Source organism: Raoultibacter timonensis, from assembly GCF_022845715.1.
GTDB lineage: Bacteria > Actinomycetota > Coriobacteriia > Coriobacteriales > Eggerthellaceae > Raoultibacter > Raoultibacter timonensis.
In genome coordinates, this window is the sequence record NZ_AP025564.1 from 3,045,122 (window position 1) to 3,062,409 (window position 17,288).

At 61.3% G+C, this 17,288-nt stretch carries 12 protein-coding genes; 1 reads left to right on the forward strand and 11 read right to left on the reverse strand.

Annotation, left to right across the window (positions count from 1 at the left end; all coding sequences use genetic code 11):
• Positions 1 to 14: 14 nt before the first annotated feature.
• From MWL89_RS12450 to MWL89_RS12480, 7 genes are all read right to left on the reverse strand, one after another.
• Positions 15 to 1,373, reverse strand: a complete 1,359-nt coding sequence (locus MWL89_RS12450; RefSeq protein ID WP_244386354.1) for an argininosuccinate synthase — start codon at positions 1,371 to 1,373, stop codon at positions 15 to 17.
• Positions 1,374 to 1,611: 238 nt separating this feature from the next.
• On the reverse strand, positions 1,612 to 2,040 hold the full coding sequence (locus MWL89_RS12455) for an arginine repressor (RefSeq protein WP_102379673.1): 429 nt from the start codon (positions 2,038 to 2,040) through the stop codon (positions 1,612 to 1,614).
• Between the two features lie 203 nt (positions 2,041 to 2,243).
• Entirely contained in the window at positions 2,244 to 3,458 is a 1,215-nt protein-coding gene (locus tag MWL89_RS12460) for an aspartate aminotransferase family protein (protein WP_244386357.1), read from the reverse strand.
• Between the two features lie 101 nt (positions 3,459 to 3,559).
• Positions 3,560 to 4,543 (reverse strand): acetylglutamate kinase, encoded by a 984-nt coding sequence (gene argB, locus MWL89_RS12465; RefSeq protein WP_102379675.1) that lies wholly within the window; start codon positions 4,541 to 4,543, stop codon positions 3,560 to 3,562.
• The gene (gene argJ, locus MWL89_RS12470; RefSeq protein ID WP_244386360.1) at positions 4,540 to 5,820 is read right to left on the reverse strand and encodes a bifunctional glutamate N-acetyltransferase/amino-acid acetyltransferase ArgJ; all 1,281 of its coding nucleotides are present in this window, start codon (positions 5,818 to 5,820) and stop codon (positions 4,540 to 4,542) included. Before argJ ends, argB begins: the two co-directional genes overlap by 4 nt.
• 20 nt (positions 5,821 to 5,840) lie before the next feature.
• Positions 5,841 to 6,905, reverse strand: a complete 1,065-nt coding sequence (gene argC / locus MWL89_RS12475) for an N-acetyl-gamma-glutamyl-phosphate reductase (RefSeq protein WP_244386362.1) — start codon at positions 6,903 to 6,905, stop codon at positions 5,841 to 5,843.
• Between the two features lie 259 nt (positions 6,906 to 7,164).
• Complete coding sequence (locus MWL89_RS12480; RefSeq protein ID WP_102379678.1) at positions 7,165 to 9,012, reverse strand: nucleoside-diphosphate sugar epimerase/dehydratase; 1,848 nt, start codon at positions 9,010 to 9,012, stop codon at positions 7,165 to 7,167.
• Positions 9,013 to 9,139: 127 nt separating this feature from the next.
• Between MWL89_RS12480 and MWL89_RS12485 the strand changes: the two genes are divergently transcribed.
• Positions 9,140 to 10,450 carry a glutamate-cysteine ligase family protein gene (locus tag MWL89_RS12485; RefSeq protein WP_244386366.1) on the forward strand — a complete coding sequence of 437 codons (1,311 nt, stop codon included), beginning with the start codon at positions 9,140 to 9,142 and terminating at the stop codon, positions 10,448 to 10,450.
• Between the two features lie 102 nt (positions 10,451 to 10,552).
• Here MWL89_RS12485 and MWL89_RS12490 read toward each other — a convergent pair whose 3' ends face one another.
• The 4 genes from MWL89_RS12490 to MWL89_RS12505 all read right to left on the reverse strand — a co-directional run bounded on the left by MWL89_RS12490 (position 10,553) and on the right by MWL89_RS12505 (position 17,192).
• Entirely contained in the window at positions 10,553 to 11,863 is a 1,311-nt protein-coding gene (locus tag MWL89_RS12490; RefSeq protein WP_244386369.1) for a uracil-xanthine permease family protein, read from the reverse strand.
• 203 nt (positions 11,864 to 12,066) lie between these two features.
• On the reverse strand, positions 12,067 to 13,557 hold the full coding sequence (locus MWL89_RS12495) for a uracil-xanthine permease family protein (protein WP_102379681.1): 1,491 nt from the start codon (positions 13,555 to 13,557) through the stop codon (positions 12,067 to 12,069).
• A 107-nt stretch (positions 13,558 to 13,664) separates the two neighbouring features.
• The gene (locus tag MWL89_RS12500; RefSeq protein ID WP_244386371.1) at positions 13,665 to 14,492 is read right to left on the reverse strand and encodes a 4Fe-4S dicluster domain-containing protein; all 828 of its coding nucleotides are present in this window, start codon (positions 14,490 to 14,492) and stop codon (positions 13,665 to 13,667) included.
• Between the two features lie 84 nt (positions 14,493 to 14,576).
• On the reverse strand, positions 14,577 to 17,192 hold the full coding sequence (locus tag MWL89_RS12505; RefSeq protein ID WP_244386373.1) for a molybdopterin-dependent oxidoreductase: 2,616 nt from the start codon (positions 17,190 to 17,192) through the stop codon (positions 14,577 to 14,579).
• Positions 17,193 to 17,288 lie beyond the last annotated feature (96 nt).

Sequence of the window (17,288 nt, forward strand, 5' to 3'; positions counted from 1 at the left end):
CGGGCCGTTTGGCCTTACGCCTTCACCGCGGTGCCGTACATTGCCTGCTCGGCCTCTTCGACGATGTCGGAGTGGTCGTCTTCTTTCACGATCTCGGTCACCGCATCGTACTTGCCTTTTTTGAGCGGCCCCTGAGCCTTCTCGGCGCTGAACACATCGGCGGGCGCGCCTTCTTGCCTCCGATTGGAAGCCCAGGTCTTGGCCGAAAGCGTATGCAGGTCGATAAAGCCCTTGGCCGCACCGTGATCGAACGCATCGTCGGCATCGTAGGTAGCAAGCGCGTAATCGTAGAGAGAATAGGCGCTCTTCCGTCCGACAACCGTGCAGGATCCCTTGTAGAACTTCACCTTCACGGTGCCCGAGAGGCATTGCTGGGTAGAAGCGAGGAACGCATCGAGCGCCTCTTTGAGCGGCGAGAACCACAAGCCGTTGTAGACAGCGGTCGCCCAGCTCTGCTCGATACCGAGCTTGTAGTGCAGCACTTCCCTCTCGAGGCACAGGTCCTCGAGCGCCTTATGCGCTTCGATGAGGGCGAGCGCCCCGGGAACCTCGTAGCATTCCCTGCTCTTCACGCCGACGAGTCTGTTCTCGATCATGTCGATCCGGCCGAAGCCGTTCGCGCCGGCGATCTTGTTGAGTTCGAGGATAACGCCCATGAAGCTCATCTGCTTGTCGTTCAGGGCGTACGGGATGCCCTTGGAGAACTTGATCTCCACGTACTCGGGCTCGTCGGGAGCGTCTTGCGGATCGACCGTCATGGTGTAGATGTCCGACGGCGGCTCGGCCCACGGGTCTTCGAGCACGCCGCACTCGATGGCCCGGCCCCACAGGTTGTCGTCGATGGAATACGGATTGTCCTTCGTGGCCGGAACCGGTACGCCATGGGCCAACGCCCAGTCGATCTCTTCGGGCCTGGTTTTGAGATCCCATTCCCGGACGGGCGCGATGATCTCGATCGAGGGATCGAGCATCATGATGGAAGCCTCGAACCTCACCTGATCGTTGCCCTTGCCGGTGCAACCGTGGGCAATGTACTTCGCACCGTACTTGTGGGCGGCGTCGACCAGATGCTTGGAGATGGCCGGTCTCGAGAGCGCCGAAAGGAGCGGGTACTTGTTCTCGTACATGGCGTTCGCATAGAGGGCCTTGCTCAGATACTCGTTAACGAACGTTTCCCTCATGTCGACGATCAGGCAATCGAGCACGCCGAGGGCGAGGGCCTTCTCTTTGATCTCTTCGAGGCCGTCATGCTCCTGCCCCACATCGCCGACCACCGCGATAACGTCGAGGTTCTTCTCATCCTGGAGCCACTTGAGACAAACCGACGTGTCGAGTCCACCGGAATACGCGAGTACAACTTTATCCTTAGCCATTGTTTAGTTCCTTCCTTGCTGGCTTGTTACCTTGTCTGATGAGCCGAGAATGCCTTGCGGCGGGCCGCTCCCTTGGGATTTTGGGCAACGCATACGGTTTTTCGTACAGGTTTACCTACTCAGCGATCCTGCTGTGCGGATCGCCGCCGACCGGGCAGGCTTAGGTCCTGGTCGGGCTCACAAGTGTAGAGCGGGGATGAGGGTAGGGGCGCATACGTCCCCAAAAGAAAATAGACGACTAACGTCGTCGCAGTCGGTTGATTGCGCCCGCTACATCCGAAGCAGCTTCGGGGGTCGGTGTGGCAATCATGATGGTGTTGTCGCCGGCAACGGTACCCAGGGCGCCCTTAAGGGCTGCCTTATCGAGCGCGGCTGAGACGCCTGCTGCTCCACCTGAGTATGTCTTCACAACTACCATATTACCGGCTAAGTGTACTTCCTCGACTAGTTCCGAGACCATACGTTGCAACCGCATCTCTTCAGGAAGAACATAAAATCCTTCCCGAGACTTGACGAGCCCCATGTCCATGATGTCGCGGGATATAGTGGCTTGAGTGCAATCATACCCGGCAGCTTGCAGCTGTTCGGCCAGATCGCGCTGTGTTTTGACGTTGTGTTCGCGAATGATATCGCGAATGACGTCATGCCTCTGTTGCCGCTTTCTCATGTAGGCGCTTTCAGTCCTTCACTCGAGCAGTAAAACACATACGGTCTACCATTTTGCTGGGCATATGCAGAAAACTGCACAAACCCTTGCAATTTATGCAGGTTATCTTAACGTAAAAAGCCTGCAAGTGCGATAAGAATTTCAAAAGATGCATAAGTTTCTCGTCAAACACCGTCGGCTCTCGTCCGCAACGAATCCCCCGATTAAGATAAGAGCCTGCTCAGACGCTCGATAAGCGCATCTACATCGCCTTTCGCGCAGACAAGGGGAGGTAAAAACCTCAACGTATGCGGTCCGGTGGAATTGAGTAGAAGGCCCTCTTCCAGCCCGGCGATCGTCAGCGCGCCCGCATCGACCGACCCATCGAAATCGCATGCGCACATAAGTCCCAGACCGCGCACCTCCCCGACGTGGGGCAGCGACGACAGCCGCTCGCGCAAATACGCGCCCACCTCTTCGGCGTTTGCCGCCGCATCGATCTCGCCAAGCGTCTCGATCGTCGCCCTGGCGGCGGCGACGGCCAAGCAACTCCCCCCGAACGTCGACCCGTGGTCGCCCGGCTCGAACGCCGCCGCAACGTCGCTTCGCGCCGCGCACATACCGGTCGGGAAACCCGAGGCGACGCCCTTGGCGACGGTCACGATATCGGGCATGATGCCGAAGTGCTGGAACCCGAACGGATACGTGCCGCAACGGTACATACCGCACTGGATCTCATCGCAGATGAGCAACGCTTTGTGCTGGTTCGTCAAATCGCGTACCGCATGCAGGTATCCCTCGGTGCACGGATGCACGCCGCTTTCACCCTGCACGCATTCGAGCATAACCGCGCAGATATCGTCGCCCCGCTCGGCGAACAGGGCCTCGAGCGCTGCAATGTCGTTTTGGACGGTGTGGACGAACCCCGCCGGCAGGGGTTTGAACGCCTCCTGCTTGGCCGGTTGCGCCGTAGCGGCCAACGTGGCGAGCGTCCTGCCGTGGAAGCCCCGATCGAGCGTCACGATGGTCTGGGCGCCTCCCTTGTGCTTTTTGGCCCACAGGCGGGCGAGCTTGATGGCGCACTCGTTGGCCTCGGCACCCGAATTGGCGAAAAAGCTCTGCCAAGGGGACGGATGCTCTTCTTCGGTGCACGCGTTGAGCAAACCGGACAAAAGCTCGGCAACCTGGCCGCGCCCCTCGATATAGTAGTAATTGCTCACATGGATGAGTTGCGCCGCCTGTGCCGCAACCGCATCCGTCACCGCCGGATGGCAATGTCCGAGGCTCACAGCGCCTACCCCCGACACGAAATCGAGGTACGCGCGCCCCTCGTCGTCGAACACGCGCATGCCCTCGCCGCGCACAAGCTCGATCGGCTTGCGTGCGTACGTGCTCATGAGGTACGTCGACTCGAGGGTCTTCTGTTCTGCCAAACTCATAGCTATCCGCCTTCTTCCCTGAAGGATTACCTTGTCTTTCGAACCGCGGCGCAGCCGTCTGCGGCGCAGCCGTCTGCGGCGCAGCCGTCGTCGAACCAACGCTATCGATCGTTCGAATCGCTCATGAGGGTCGGCCGCTGACGGTTCTCGATGAGCTTTGCCGCGAAGTTGCCGAGCGGATGGGCATCGAACCTGCACGACTCTTCCGTACTGTGCAAGGTGGTGCCGACCCCGGTGTTCGTCAGCAGCTCGAGCAGAAGCGCATGCGGCGTCGTGCCGTTGATGATATGGGCGCGGAACACCCCCGCCTCGAGCGCCGCGATGCACGATTGAAGCTTCGGGATCATGCCCGTCGAAACGACGTTGTTCTCAACCATGTACTGCGCTTCGAACATCGTGAGGTTCGAAATGAGCGAATCCTTGTTGTCGAAATCCTCGTAGAGCCCGTCGACATCGGTCAGGAACACGATCTTGTGCGCCCCGATGGCCGCGGCGATGTGGCCCGCCACCAAATCGGCGTTCACATTGTAGTAACCGCCTTCCTCGCCCATCGCGATGGATGCGACGACGGGGATGTAATCGGCGTTGATGAGGTCTTCGAGATACCCCGAATTGATGCGCGAGATGCGCCCCACCCGTCCGAGCTCGGGCGACTTCTGCTCCGCCATGATCGTACCCGCATCGGCGCCGCTCACGCCCACGGCGAGGTTGCCGTGCTCGTTCATCGCCTCGACGAGCTCCTGGTTCACCTTGCCCATGAGCACCATGCGTACGACTTCCATGGCCTCCTCGGTGGTCACGCGCTGACCGTCTTTGAACTCCACGGGTATGTTGAACCGGTTCATCGCCTCGGTGATGGCAAGGCCGCCGCCGTGGATGATGACAGGGTTGATGCCGATGATCTTCAGCAGGACGATGTCGTTCATGACATCGGTGCGCAGCTGGCCGTCGACCATCGCCGATCCGCCGTACTTGATGACGACGGTCTTGCCGGTGATGTTCTTGATCCAGGGCAGCGCCTCGACGAGGACCTCGGCGGTTCTGCTGGATACGGGTTTGGGACGGGTGTCCTTTGCGTACTTCATGTTCGATAGTCTCCGTTGATCGTCACGTAGTCATGCGTAAGGTCGCAGGTCCACATCGTGGCGGAACCTTCGCCTGCACCGAGATCGACCGAAAGGACGATCTCGGGGTTTTCAAAACGCTTCAGCGCCTCGTCTTCGTCGAACTCGACGGTGAGGCCGCCGCGGCATACGGCGATGCCCATGATGTCGATCGAGACGTCTTCCTGGCGAAACGCCGCGCCCGATTTGCCGATGGCCATCGCGATGCGGCCCCAGTTGGCATCGTGGCCGAACACCGCCGTCTTCACGAGCGGCGAGTTGGCAACGGCGCGAGCGGCCAAGTCGGCATCCTCATCGCTCGCGGCACCACGCACCTCGACGGTGATGAGGCGCGTTGCCCCCTCCCCGTCGCAGGCCATATCGCGCGCAAGCGTCGTGCAGACGTGCCCGAGCGCATCGGCAAACTCGAAATACGCAGGATCCCGATCGACAATGAGGGAACCCGGAGCGCCCGGGGCTTTGCCGCTCGCCAGCAAGAAGCACGAATCGTTGGTGGAGGTATCGGAATCGACGGTCACCTTGTTGAAGCTTACGGCGACCGCCTGCCTGAGCGCTCTGTGCGCCGCCTCGGGCGCGATCGGCGCATCGGTGGTGACGACGGCGATCATCGTGGCCATGTTGGGCATGATCATGCCCGAACCCTTCACCATGCCGCCGATCGTCACGCGCATGCCCTCGAACCCCAAAGCACCGCTTTCGTAGGTCACCGCGTATTCCTTGGGAAACGTGTCGGTGGTCATGATCGCGCAAGCTGCATCGTGGCCGCCGGCCCCCGAAAGCGCGTGAGCCGCCTCGCCGAGATGGTCTTCGAACGGAGCGAGGGGCAGATGAACGCCGATCACGCCCGTCGAAGCGACGAGCACCTCGTCTTCGGTACAGCCGATGGCATCGGCGGCCATGCGGGCCGTTTCGCGCGCGTTCGCCAGACCGATGTCGCCCGTCGCCGCGTTGGCGTTGCCGGAGTTGACGAGCACCGCGCGGGCGGTGCCGTACGACACGCCGTCGAGATGTTCGCGCGACACGGTAACCGGCGCCGAGCAGAACACGTTCTGCGTGAACATGCCCGCTGCCGCGCACGGCTCGTCGGCAACGACAAGCGCCAGATCGAGCTCGTCGCGGTTTCTGCGGATGCCCGCATGCACGCCGCAGGCCGCAAACCCGTGCGCGCTCGCCACTCCCCCGTCTGCCACGACGGTGAGATTCGGAGGCGGATCGAGCCTGATGCATCCCTGTTCCATACCGCAACCTTTCTTCAAAGCTAAACCGGAAGCGCCGGAGCCGTAAGCCCCGTCGTCTCCGGGAGTCCGAATACGATGTTCGCGCACTGAACGGCCTGGCCAGCGGCGCCTTTGCAGAGGTTGTCGATCGCGCCGACCGCGATGAGCATATCGCCCGCAGCCGAAAGAGCGAGGCCGATGTGGCAGGCGTTGCTGCCCGCAACCGATCCCGTTTTCGGCATCGTTCCGAGCGGAAGCACGCGGACGAACGCATCTTCCGCATAAAATTCGGTGTAGAGGTCGCGGATCGCTTCAAGCGACGTTTCGCCCGCATGCTCGGCGGAAAGCGGCAAATACACCGTCGAGAGGATGCCGCGGTTGAGCGGGGCCAGATGCGGCGTGAACACGACTTTGCCCTCGAGTCCGAGGATCTGCTCGATTTCGGGCGTATGGCGGTGCGTTCCGACGCCGTAGGCCTCGATGCTTTCGTTCGCGAAGCAGAAATGCGTCCGCTCCGTCGCCTTCTTGCCAGCGCCCGTCACCCCCGATACGGCATCGACGATAACCGTCCCGTCGACAAGCCCCGCATGGATGGCGGGGTACGCCGCAAGCGAAGTGGCCGTCGGATAGCAGCCGGCGCATGCGACGAGCGCAGCCGCGCCCGCCTCCCGCTCGGCTGCCGCACGTGCAAGCTCCGATGCGAACAGTTCAGGCAAGCCGAACGCAGCCTTTTCGAGCAGCTCGGGCGAGGTGTGCTCGGTGGCGTACCATCGCTTGTACACGGCGGCGTCTTTGAGCCGGTAATCGGCCGACAGATCGAAAACGGAAATGCCCGCCTCGAGAAGCGCGGGCACCTGCGACATAGCTGCGGTATGGGGCACGGCGAGAAAGACCGCATCGCATCCTTCGAGCGCATCGACGCCGTGCTTCTCGAAGACGAGATCGGTATGGCCGTCGAGCGCGGGGTACAGATCCGACACCGGCGTTCCGGCAAGCGAATCGGAGGTGACGACGCCCACTTCGAACGAAGGATGCTCGCCCAGGAGCCGCACGAGCTCGATGCCGGCGAATCCGGCCGCCCCAACAATGCCCGTTTTTATCGTCATGTCTGCTCCTCGGCTCATGCCTTAAACCTGCGTGTTTCGTGCCATCTATCCTACGGTAAGTACAGCTCGTTTTGCAAGGAAACGAGCGAACTCGTTCGCGAAAAGTCATGATTCGGTAACGATGCCCGACCTCCGCACTCGGCGATCGAGACGCGCAAACAGCCGATTCGCTTCGCAGCGAGCGACGCGGCAGGCACCGCCGAAAGGCCACCGGCAGCGATCGCACGTAGAAAACAGGCCGCACGGTTGCCCGGGCGGCCTACCCTCGGTTCGTCGTATGGGTGTAGGTGGGAACGGCCGCTTCGAGAATCGCAATCGCTTCGTCGTCGGTCTTCGCGATCGCCGCTTCGACCTCGTCGAGCTTTGCGGCAACCTCGTCGTAGCTGATCTCCTGACCGGTGGAGATCATGATCGAGGAATTGGTGGTGGGCAGCGTGGATTCCTCGTCCATCAAAAGCTCCTCGTAGAGCTTCTCCCCCTCGCGCAAACCCGTGAAGGTGATCTCGATATCGACGTCGGGCGTAAGCCCCGAAAGTTGAATGAGGCTCTTGGCCAGATCGACGATCTTCACCGGCTCGCCCATGTCGAGGATGAATATCTCCCCGCCCTTGGCAAGGCCGCCCGCCTGGATGACGAGCCGCGACGCCTCGGGGATGGTCATGAAGTAGCGTTCGATATCGGGATGGGTGACCGTCACCGGACCGCCCGCAGCGATCTGGCGCTTGAACACGGGGATGACGCTGCCGTTCGAGCCGAGCACGTTGCCGAAGCGAACCGCCGAGAACACGGTCTTCGACGTACGGGCGTAGTATTGGACGACCATCTCGCCGAGGCGCTTGGTCGCCCCCATGACCGAAGTGGGATTCACGGCCTTGTCGGTGGAGATGAAGATGAAGCGGGCAACCCCGTACGCATCGGCCGCCCGAACCGTGTTGAGCGTGCCGAACACGTTGTTCTGCATCGCCTCGCGCGGGCATATCTCCATGAGCGGCACATGCTTGTGAGCGGCGGCATGGAACACCGCGCCCGGCCGATATTTTTCGAACACCTCGTTGATGCGGGCGGCGTCGCAGACGCTGCCGATCTCGATATCGATCTCGATATCGTCGTATTCGGCCAGAAGCTCGTTTCTCAGCATGTAGGCGTCGTTCTCGTAGATGTCGAAGATGACGATGCGCGCAGGAGCCACCTTGCAAAGCTGTCGGGCAAGCTCGCTGCCGATCGATCCGCCGCCGCCCGTGACGAGCACCGTCTCGCCTGCGATATAGCCCGAAACCGTGCGCGTGTTGAGCACGATTTCCTCGCGGCCCAGGAGATCGGCCACGTCGACATCGCGCAGCGACACGTCTCCGAGCTCGTCGATGCGCAGCTCGCGGATGTTCGGAAGCGTACGCAGCTTGCAGTCGGTCTTGGTGCATATCCCGAAGATGCGCTTGCGCTCCTCGAGCGTCGAGGAGGGGATGGCAACGACGATCTGCTCGATATCGTACTTGTCGACGAGTTCGAGGATGTCGTCGCTCGTGCCCTCGACCTTCACGCCGTGGATGCGCAATCCCCGTTTCGAGGGATCGTCGTCCACGGCTGCAAGCGGGATGCCCGGCATGAGCGGATCCTTGCTCGCCATGCGATCGATGGTGAGCGAGCCGGTTTCGCCCGCGCCCACGATGAGCGTGCGGGGCCTGTCGCAGGCTTGCTCGGGCCTGGTGAATGCACGTTTCTTGCGCCGTGCAACACGGTAGACCATGCGCATGCCCCCGCAGAAGAAGATGAGCAGGAACAGGGCGACGAAGAACACGCGGATGGGAAGGCGAACGTCGATGATCCAGAGGAACACGGCCCCCACCAGCGTGGAGAGGGCGACGGCGAGCACGATCTGGATCGCCTCGTCGACGCTCGCATACTCCCAAAGGTTGTTGTACAGGTGGAATACGCCGAGCACGAGCACGTTGATGAGCGCGAGGATGCCCAGCATGAAGTAGATTTCGTTGTTGTAAAACACCTCGCCGACGACATCGGTCAGAAGCGACGCAAGCCAGTAAGCGGCATACGTCGCCGCTATATCGAAGAACAGCAGAAGTGCTGTTCGCTTGGTGATATGGAAATCCATTGCGCCTTGCTTTCAGCGAAAAATGTGTTTGGTTTCAGAATCGCTACAGGTTTTCCCTGCCGAAGGAGTATTGTACACAAATCAATTACCATGGAAAGCTACCGAAACGGTTTCAGGAGTTCACTACATGAATACTACAGCCACGCAATCGGCGGTAGAGCGGCCCGTTCCGACCGCCTGCGCAGACCTCGGTTCGCAGCCCGCACGTGAGCAGAACATAGCCGCAATCGTCGCGTACTACGAGAGCGGTATCAAGCCGGTGACCGGGGAAATCGGCATCGAGCTCGAGCATACGATCGTCAAGGCGGCGGGCGAAGAGCCCGTATCCTACAGCGAGGGGCACGGCGTGCATTGGCTGCTCGAACAGCTTCACCGAGACTACCCCGAGGCGACGTTCGCCGAGGACGGCGATCTGCTCGGCGTGAGCCGCAAAAGCGAAGCCGTCACCCTCGAACCCGCCGCGCAGCTCGAGCTTTCCGCCGGGCCGTTCAAGAGCCTCGAAAGCGCCGAAGCGTGCTTTCTCGCCTTCGAGGACCGTCTGGAAGACATCCTCTCGCCCGTCGGCCTCGAGGCATTGACCATCGGCTACCATCCGACGGCCCGCGCCGAGGATCTCGAGCTCATCCCGAAACGCCGCTACAAGTTCATGAACCTCTACCTGGGCGAGATCAGCCCCTGGGGGCCGCGCATGATGCGGGGAAGCGCATCCACCCAGGTGTCGATCGACTACGCGTCGACCGAAGATTGCCTGCGCAAGCTGCGCCTCGCCTATGCGCTCGTACCCGTCTTCTCGCTCATATGCGACAACTCCCCCGTGTTCGAGGGCAAGCGGCGCCCGCACAAACTTATGAGAACCGAGATCTGGAAGTACTGCGATCCCGACCGCTGCGGCCTCGTGCCCGGCGTCATGGACGAAGGCTTCGACATGCGCGCCTACGCCGAGTACGTGCTCGACACCCCGGCGATCCTCGTATCGTGCGCAAAGCACGGATGGTGTTATTCGGAGAAGACGTTCGGCGAGCTGTACGCCGATACCGTCATGGACGTGAGCGACGTCGAGCACGCCGTTTCCATGTTCTTCAACGACGTGCGGTTGAAAACCTACATCGAGATCAGGCCGGCCGACGCTTTGCCCATCCCCTATGCGATCGCCTACGCCGGGCTCGTCAAAGGCCTGTTCGCCACCCAAGAAACGCTTGACGCGCTCGATGCGCTGTTCGGGGGCGTCAGCGGAGCCGACATCGACGCCGCCAAAGAAGCGCTCATGGCACGCGGGTACGTTGCCGAAGTATACGGCCGCCCCGTAGCCGATCTTGCCGACCGGATGGTCGCCATCGCACGGAGAGGATTGGCAGAAAGCGAGCGGCACTACCTCGATCCGCTCGCACGCCTCGTCGCCGACCGCGTGACCCTCGCCGATCTGGCAGAGCGCGGCTAGCGCGAAGGCGGACGACTCGCCCGCTCAGGCAGCCGCCCGCCTTCGCTCAACCATGCCACTCGCATGAGCCTACCCTGCCATGTCCATCATGCGCAGTTTCGCCTACTGCCCTGCATCTCCCTTCCGGCCCTTCCTTCCAGGGAGGAGCAGATTCAGGGCAACGGCCGTGAGCGCCGTGCCGGGAACGCCGCTCAGAAACATGGAGACCCACAGAGGAAAACCCGCCAAAGCTTCGGGCTGGGCGTTGAAGCCCAGGCCGACCGCAAGGGAAACGGCCAGAATGGTTACCGTTCTGGCATCGGGTTTCTCCCTCATGATAATCTGCATGCCGCTTACCATCACGATCCCGAACGTCAAGATCACCGCGCCTCCGAACACCGGAGTGGGGATGACGGAGCACAGCGCGCTGACCTTGGGGCACAAACCGGCCAGTATCATGATGCCACCGGCAAAAGCGACAACGTAACGGCTGTACACCTTCGTGATACCCAAAAGGCCCACATCCGCACTCGCCGAAATAGTCGGCCCGTTGTTGAACACCGCAGAGAACGCACTCGTGACAGCTTGCGTGAATATCGCACCGCGGGTCTCCCTCTTTGTGGGCATCCGTTTTTCGGCTATCATCGTGGTCGCCGACGTATCCCCCAAGAGTTCAGCTATGCCGCAGATGGCGAGGAATGCGATCGTTATGCACGCCTCGATCGGAAACTCGATTCCCCAATGCAGCGGCTCGGGAAAGGCGAACCATGCCGCTTCGACAACAGGGGCAAAGTCGACTCGACCCATAACGGCTGCTACGGCAAAGCCCACCGCAAGGCCGATAAGCGGGGCCGCTCCGTGCAGGAACCCTTTGCCGAACACGTTGAAAATCAAAACGGTGATCAGCGTCAACCCCGCAAGCAGATAGTTTGCCGGATCTCCGAAATCGACGCTTCCCGACCCACCGGCACAGTAAGCCAGGGCAACGCCGAGAAGCGTGGTCCCCAAGACGAACACCACCGCCCCCGACACGAACGATGGTACAAGTATCTTCAGCTTATCCGAAAAAACAACGAAAACCACGCCGCACACGATGCTGCCCACGAGGCAGGCCCCGACATAGCCCGCGTAACCGACCTGCGGCGCGATCACGAGCGCCGGCGAGACGAACACGATGCTGCATACCATAGCGATCGGCAGCTTGCCGCCAACCGATCCGATACCGAGCGTCTGGACGAGAGTGGATATGCCCGCCACGAACAGAGCGCAGGCAACGAGGATGGTTGTTTGGGCGGGATCGAATCCCAACCCCGCAGCTATAAGCAACGGCGCAGGCAGCGCCTGGAAAGCAACCAGAAGCGCATGCTGTATGCCGAACGGGACAAGCTCATGCACCGGGGGGCGCTCGTTCATCCCGTATCCTTGCGATTTCATTGGACTCCCCCTTAGCAATCGATTCGATAAGACCGATTGAAGTTGCGCCTCGAGCACCTGAAGGTGGGACAAAGGGCTTTGAGGCACCGATAGACTATCGGATCGGCAGGACCGAAACCCAGGGTCAACAAAGTTTCCGCCTGCGGTCCGATCGCTGGGTGCAGCTCCGTTTGCACAGTACGAACCGCACCCAGCGAGCGAGATCAGATCTTGCGCGAATCAGAATCGTCGGGCACGTAATCGGCCGCCACCGCCGCTCCGCCCGCATCGTCAGGCAGAGCCTCGGCGGCCTTCATGCCCGCGGAGGGCTCGACATCGGCGGGCAGATCCGCTTCGCCCAGAGATGCCGCATACTCGTACACCGACTGCTTCTTCAGATTGCGTCCGGGCAGGATGACGTTGAGGATCACCGCAACGAACGCGGTGCCCGGCACGCCGCAGAGCATGGTCGACACCCAGAACGGGAACTGATCGAGCGCTCCTGCCACCGAGTTGAAACCGATGCCGACGGCAAGCGACACCGCAAGAATGGTCTGCGTGCGCGAGGTCTGCTCGGAATCCATGATGATCTTCATGCCGTTGACGAGGATGGAGCCGAACAGCATGAGCACCGCGCCGCCGAAAACGGGGTTCGGGATGACCGAGAAGATCGCGGACAGCTTCGGGCACAGCCCCATCAGCAGGACCAGAACCCCCGCAACGGATACCGCAAAGCGCGTGAATACGCGGGTGACATCCATGAGGCCGATGTTCGCACTGCCGGAAATGGTGGGCACCGCATTGAAGATGCCCGCGAACACGCTCGTAACGGCCTGGGTAAGCACGGTTTTCTTCGTTTCGCCGGGAGTCGCCATGCGATTGTCGGCAACCGTGGTGGTCGCTGCGGTCGTACCGAGTATCTCAACGACACCGCAGACGGCGATGAGCGTCATGACCAGGCACGCGTCGAGGGGGAACGATATGCCCCAGTGCAGCGGCTGAGGAAGGCCGAACCAGGCAGCCTCCGAAACCGACGTGAAATCGACCATGCCGAGAAAGATCGCAACAACGAAGCCCGCCGCCATGCCGATCAGCGGCGCGGCACCCTGGATGAACCCTTTTCCGAAAATGCTCAAAACGAGCGTGATGAGGAAGGTTACCGCGGCCAAGGCGAGGTTGATCGGATCACCGAACGTCGCAGCGCCGCTGCCGCCCGCGCAATTCGCAAGCGCGTTGCCGATAAGGCCCGTCCCCAAAACGAGCAGAACCGCACCTGAGATGAACGAGGGGAAGATCACCTTGAGCCAATCGGAGAAGAGCACGAACACGATGCCGCATATGATTGCCGCGACGATGCACGCCCCCATGTAGCCGCCGAATCCCGCTTGGGGGATGATCAGCAGCGCGGGCGCGATGAACACGAAGCTGCCCACCATGACCATAGGGATCTTGGCTCCCAAAGGACCGACGCCGAAGCTCTGCACGAACGTGCAGATGCCGCTGACGAACAGAGCCGATGCAATCAAAATCGAAGTCTCGACCGGCCCCAGCCCCAATCCGCCCGCTATCAAAAGCGGAGCGGGCAGCGTCTGGAACAGGATCAGCAGCGCGTGCTGCAAGCCGAAAGCGCCGAGCTCACCCGCCCGCGGAACCTCGTTCATCCCGTAGCCCCGCTTGAGGGCCCCTTTCTTTTTCTCCCCTGTGTTCTTACCCATAAAAACCTCCTTGCGTAAACGATTCGATGCGGCCCGATCCGCTGTTCGCATCCCCGCTTCGGGCATCGACCGCAGTCGATTGGGCCGCCCTATGAGAGCCGCGGTGTCTAAACCGCAGCAGGAACCCGATAGAAGCGCATTTCAGGGACGGATCGGTCCTTTTCGGACAAGTCGAACTCCTGGTGCAGATCCAGATACCCTTCCTTGCTCACCCGCATGCGGTATCGGTCCGGCTCAAGGTTTTCGAGCCACACATCGCCGAGCTCGTCGGTTCGAACCTCGGCAACCACTTCGTCGTCGATGATGCGCTGCAGGGTGACCATCGCATCCTCGACCACTTCATCGGCCTCGATATCAACGATGGTTGCGGCGATGAAGCGCTTCGGTTTGTTCAGGTAGTACACGCGCGGGGCGGTACCCGCTTCGGGGATCAGTACTTCGGCACGAGCGATTTCCTCGGCGAAGTCTTCCTCGCTCCCAAACCGCAAGGCTCCCGTGCAGCAGGAGTCGACGCACCGCGGCTCGGCCCACCCGTCGTCGAGCAGATGCGCGCATCCCGTGCACTTCTGCGCTATCCCCAACTCCTTGTTCCAGAAGATGGCGCCGTACGGGCATGAGGCGACAAGCGCTTCGGGATCGTGGGCAGCTCGGGGATCGATGATCACGATACCGTCCTCGCGTTTGTATACCGCCTCGGGAGCTGCGGCTATGCAGGGTGCGTTATCGCAATGGTTACACAGATGGGGCAGGTAGTTCACGCGGACGTGCGGAACCCTTCCGCACACCTCCTCGTCCACCTTGCACCAGAACTGCCCGGTATCGGGCTGCTCCTCTGCATAGGGAAGCCAATTCGTAGCGCAGTGCTCGTCTTTGCACGCAACCTGGCAGTTGTGGCACCCGTTGCACGCGTCGAGATCAAATACAAATACCTTCATGCTCTTCTCCGTTTTCTTCGCAGTGGAATCGCGCTGCACGACGCGGCGTCGAATCGAACGGCGTCCGCCGCGCCAAAGCATGCCCTATTGGCCGTCGACCAGCCAGGCGGAAACCCGCAAGCCGTCGGACGGGTCGTACTCGCGGCCGAACTGCTCGGGGTACTCTTCGGCCAGGGAGAACACGTCGACCTTCTCGACGTTCACCAAAAAGCCGTTCGTCGCCTCCCCGGCAGCGTTTTTCGACGTGGTGGCCGTCGGGCAGATGAGGTTGTTGGCGCCGCCTCGGTCGAGCCCGCACTTCCCGGTCACAATCGGATCGACGCGGGCCCCATGGTCCTGGTACACCGCCCCGGGCATGATCCTCTCGTTGACGTACATACCACCGAGAACGCTTCCGCGCTCGTTGTACACGCGCACCACGTCGCCGTCTTCGAGGCCCAGCTTGCCCGCATCGACGGGATTCATCCAAACGGGCTCGTACAGGTATCCATCGGGCCCCTCGACCTTGCACGTGCGGATCTCGCGCATCCAGGTGACATCGTCGTGCTCGGAGTGAACGCGCCATCGGGGATGGTTCGTCACCATGAGGAAGGGGTAGTTCACAGCCCGGTCGCTCGATATGCGCTCCTTGTGCTCCTCGGTCTCCTCGATCCAATGGGGAACGATGGGCCGTTCGGTGTCATCGGGAAAGTGCTCCGCCAACCCGGTGGAGTAGATTTCGATTTTCCGGGTCGGAGTCGAAAGGGGCTGGGATGCCGGATCGTCGTACCACGCCCTCAAAGCCACCGGATCGTCTTCCCAGCCGTCCGCCGTGGGCGCAAGGCACATCTTCTTCTCTGCGAACTCGTCGTACGTCATCAAGCTGTCGGCCTGCGCGCTCTCGAACCCGGCTTCGATCCACTCGTCGACGGTCTTGCCCTGCGTATAGCGCTGCACCAGGTTCTCGTAGGACCCGCCGTAGCGCTCCAGCTTCTTGGCAACCTCGATGGCGCACTCGTAGTCTGATTTCGATTCGCCCAAAGGCTCGATGCAGTCGTCCTGGATGTACATCATGTTGAACTGGCCCGACCAGTTGTCGACCGCCACGTCTTTCTCTTCGAACATGGTGTTCACCGGCAATATGATGTCGGCGAACGCCGTATCGTTCTCGAACCACGGGTGCTGCATCACGATGGTTTCGACGCGTTCGTTGCGCAAGGCTTCCTGCATGGAGTAGCCGCCGTTCCAGCAGGTCGTCCAGCTGGGGGAATCGGAAACCACCATATGGATCATCGGCGCGCCGTCAGCGGGGAACTCGAACGGAACGAACTGATCGGCGCGGGGCGCGGTGCACACGACGTGGCCGTACCACCGCAGCTTCTCGCCTTCGGGAAGCGTCAGCGCCTGCGGCGTCATGGTCTTCGGGAAGAAGTTCTGCCGTCCGATGGTCTCCATCCAGCCGTGGTAGGCGCCCGGCACCTCGAAGTACTTCTCGGAGCGGGGCATGGGGTTCCACTCGTCGAAGCCGAACTGCCCGAACTCGATCATATGCAGCTGCCCCGTACCGGGCCTGCCCAGGCCCTGCATTGCCAAAAGAACGATCTCGAGTCGCGCGGGCTCGTGCGAGAACGGCGAGCGAATCATGCCGCCGCCGTCCGCATGGGCGATCGAAACGGCGTGCTTGGCCCAGTAGCGGGCGAAGGCCTTGATGGTGTACGATGGCACGCCGCACTTCTCCTCAGCCCATTTCGGCGTCTTCGGCACGCCGTCCTCGTTGCCGAGCACGTAGTACTCGAACCAATCGAAGCCGACCGTGTGGCTCTCGACGTATTCTTTGTAGTAGGTTCCCTCGGTGATCCATACATACGCAATGGCCAGCTGCAGTGCCGCATCGGTGTTGGGGAGCACGGGAATCCACTTTCCCTTATGACAGGCGCCCGTATAGTTCAGGTCAGGTGAAACGAAGAAGGATTTCAAGCCCAGCTCCTCCAGGAAGTACGCCATGCGGCTCGGCTGCTGGCCGCCCCAACCCCACGGCGTAGTCTCGAGGTCGCAGCCCCAATACAGAACCGCATCGCCATGCTCGCACACGTCTTTGTACAGATTCCTCTGGTTGACCTGCATCCCCACCGGGTCCATGCCCCACATGTGCTTGGCGCCCCAGTACCAGCCCTCCCAGCTGTCGGGCTGGCGCGCCTGCAGCGTGTATCCGCCGCACAGTTCGAGCATCATCGCCTGCGCACCGTGAGGAGCATGCACGACCTTCGTCTCCCCGTGACCGTCAGCCTGGCACATGATAGCCAAAGGCCCGTACGTATCGTGGATGCGCTTGATCTCGGATGCGATGAGGGTGGTGGCTTCGTCCCAGCTGATTCGCTCGTACTTGGAAAGACCGCGGTTCTGGGGATTGCGCTCGCCGTTCGGATCCCAATCCACGCGCTTCATGGGAAACAGAACCCTGTTCGGGGAGTAGATGCGCTTCTTGTACGTTAGCGACAGCGGGGGCAGCAGCGTCTTCTTACCGGGCTCGAATACCTTGCCGCGCGCTTCGATGCGCCACGGTTTGCGTTGCTCTTCGGTGGAAACTTCGTCATAATGGAGCGGTCGAATACGGATGATCTTCCCATCTTTGACGTCAACAGCCGCCGTGTTCGCACTGCACGCAAACGCCGACCACGCAATGCCCCGATAAACGGTTTCGCCTCTCGTTTCAATGCCCATAAGCACTCATCCTCTCTCGTCATGCAATGCGTATCCACGTTCTGCGAACCGATACGCTTCGTGCGAAATCGTAAGTGCGACGACTTGTTTTTCAAA

Coding starts and splice junctions, on each gene's coding strand:
- MWL89_RS12490 (WP_244386369.1), bottom strand. CDS start 11,863: ATGAAATCGCAAGGATACGGGATGAACGAGCGCCCCCCGGTGCATGAG.
- MWL89_RS12505 (WP_244386373.1), bottom strand. CDS start 17,192: ATGGGCATTGAAACGAGAGGCGAAACCGTTTATCGGGGCATTGCGTGG.
- MWL89_RS12500 (WP_244386371.1), bottom strand. CDS start 14,492: ATGAAGGTATTTGTATTTGATCTCGACGCGTGCAACGGGTGCCACAAC.
- argC (WP_244386362.1), bottom strand. CDS start 6,905: ATGACGATAAAAACGGGCATTGTTGGGGCGGCCGGATTCGCCGGCATC.
- argJ (WP_244386360.1), bottom strand. CDS start 5,820: ATGGAACAGGGATGCATCAGGCTCGATCCGCCTCCGAATCTCACCGTC.
- MWL89_RS12460 (WP_244386357.1), bottom strand. CDS start 3,458: ATGAGTTTGGCAGAACAGAAGACCCTCGAGTCGACGTACCTCATGAGC.
- MWL89_RS12450 (WP_244386354.1), bottom strand. CDS start 1,373: ATGGCTAAGGATAAAGTTGTACTCGCGTATTCCGGTGGACTCGACACG.
- MWL89_RS12485 (WP_244386366.1), top strand. CDS start 9,140: ATGAATACTACAGCCACGCAATCGGCGGTAGAGCGGCCCGTTCCGACC.
- MWL89_RS12455 (WP_102379673.1), bottom strand. CDS start 2,040: ATGAGAAAGCGGCAACAGAGGCATGACGTCATTCGCGATATCATTCGC.
- MWL89_RS12480 (WP_102379678.1), bottom strand. CDS start 9,012: ATGGATTTCCATATCACCAAGCGAACAGCACTTCTGCTGTTCTTCGAT.
- argB (WP_102379675.1), bottom strand. CDS start 4,543: ATGAAGTACGCAAAGGACACCCGTCCCAAACCCGTATCCAGCAGAACC.
- MWL89_RS12495 (WP_102379681.1), bottom strand. CDS start 13,557: ATGGGTAAGAACACAGGGGAGAAAAAGAAAGGGGCCCTCAAGCGGGGC.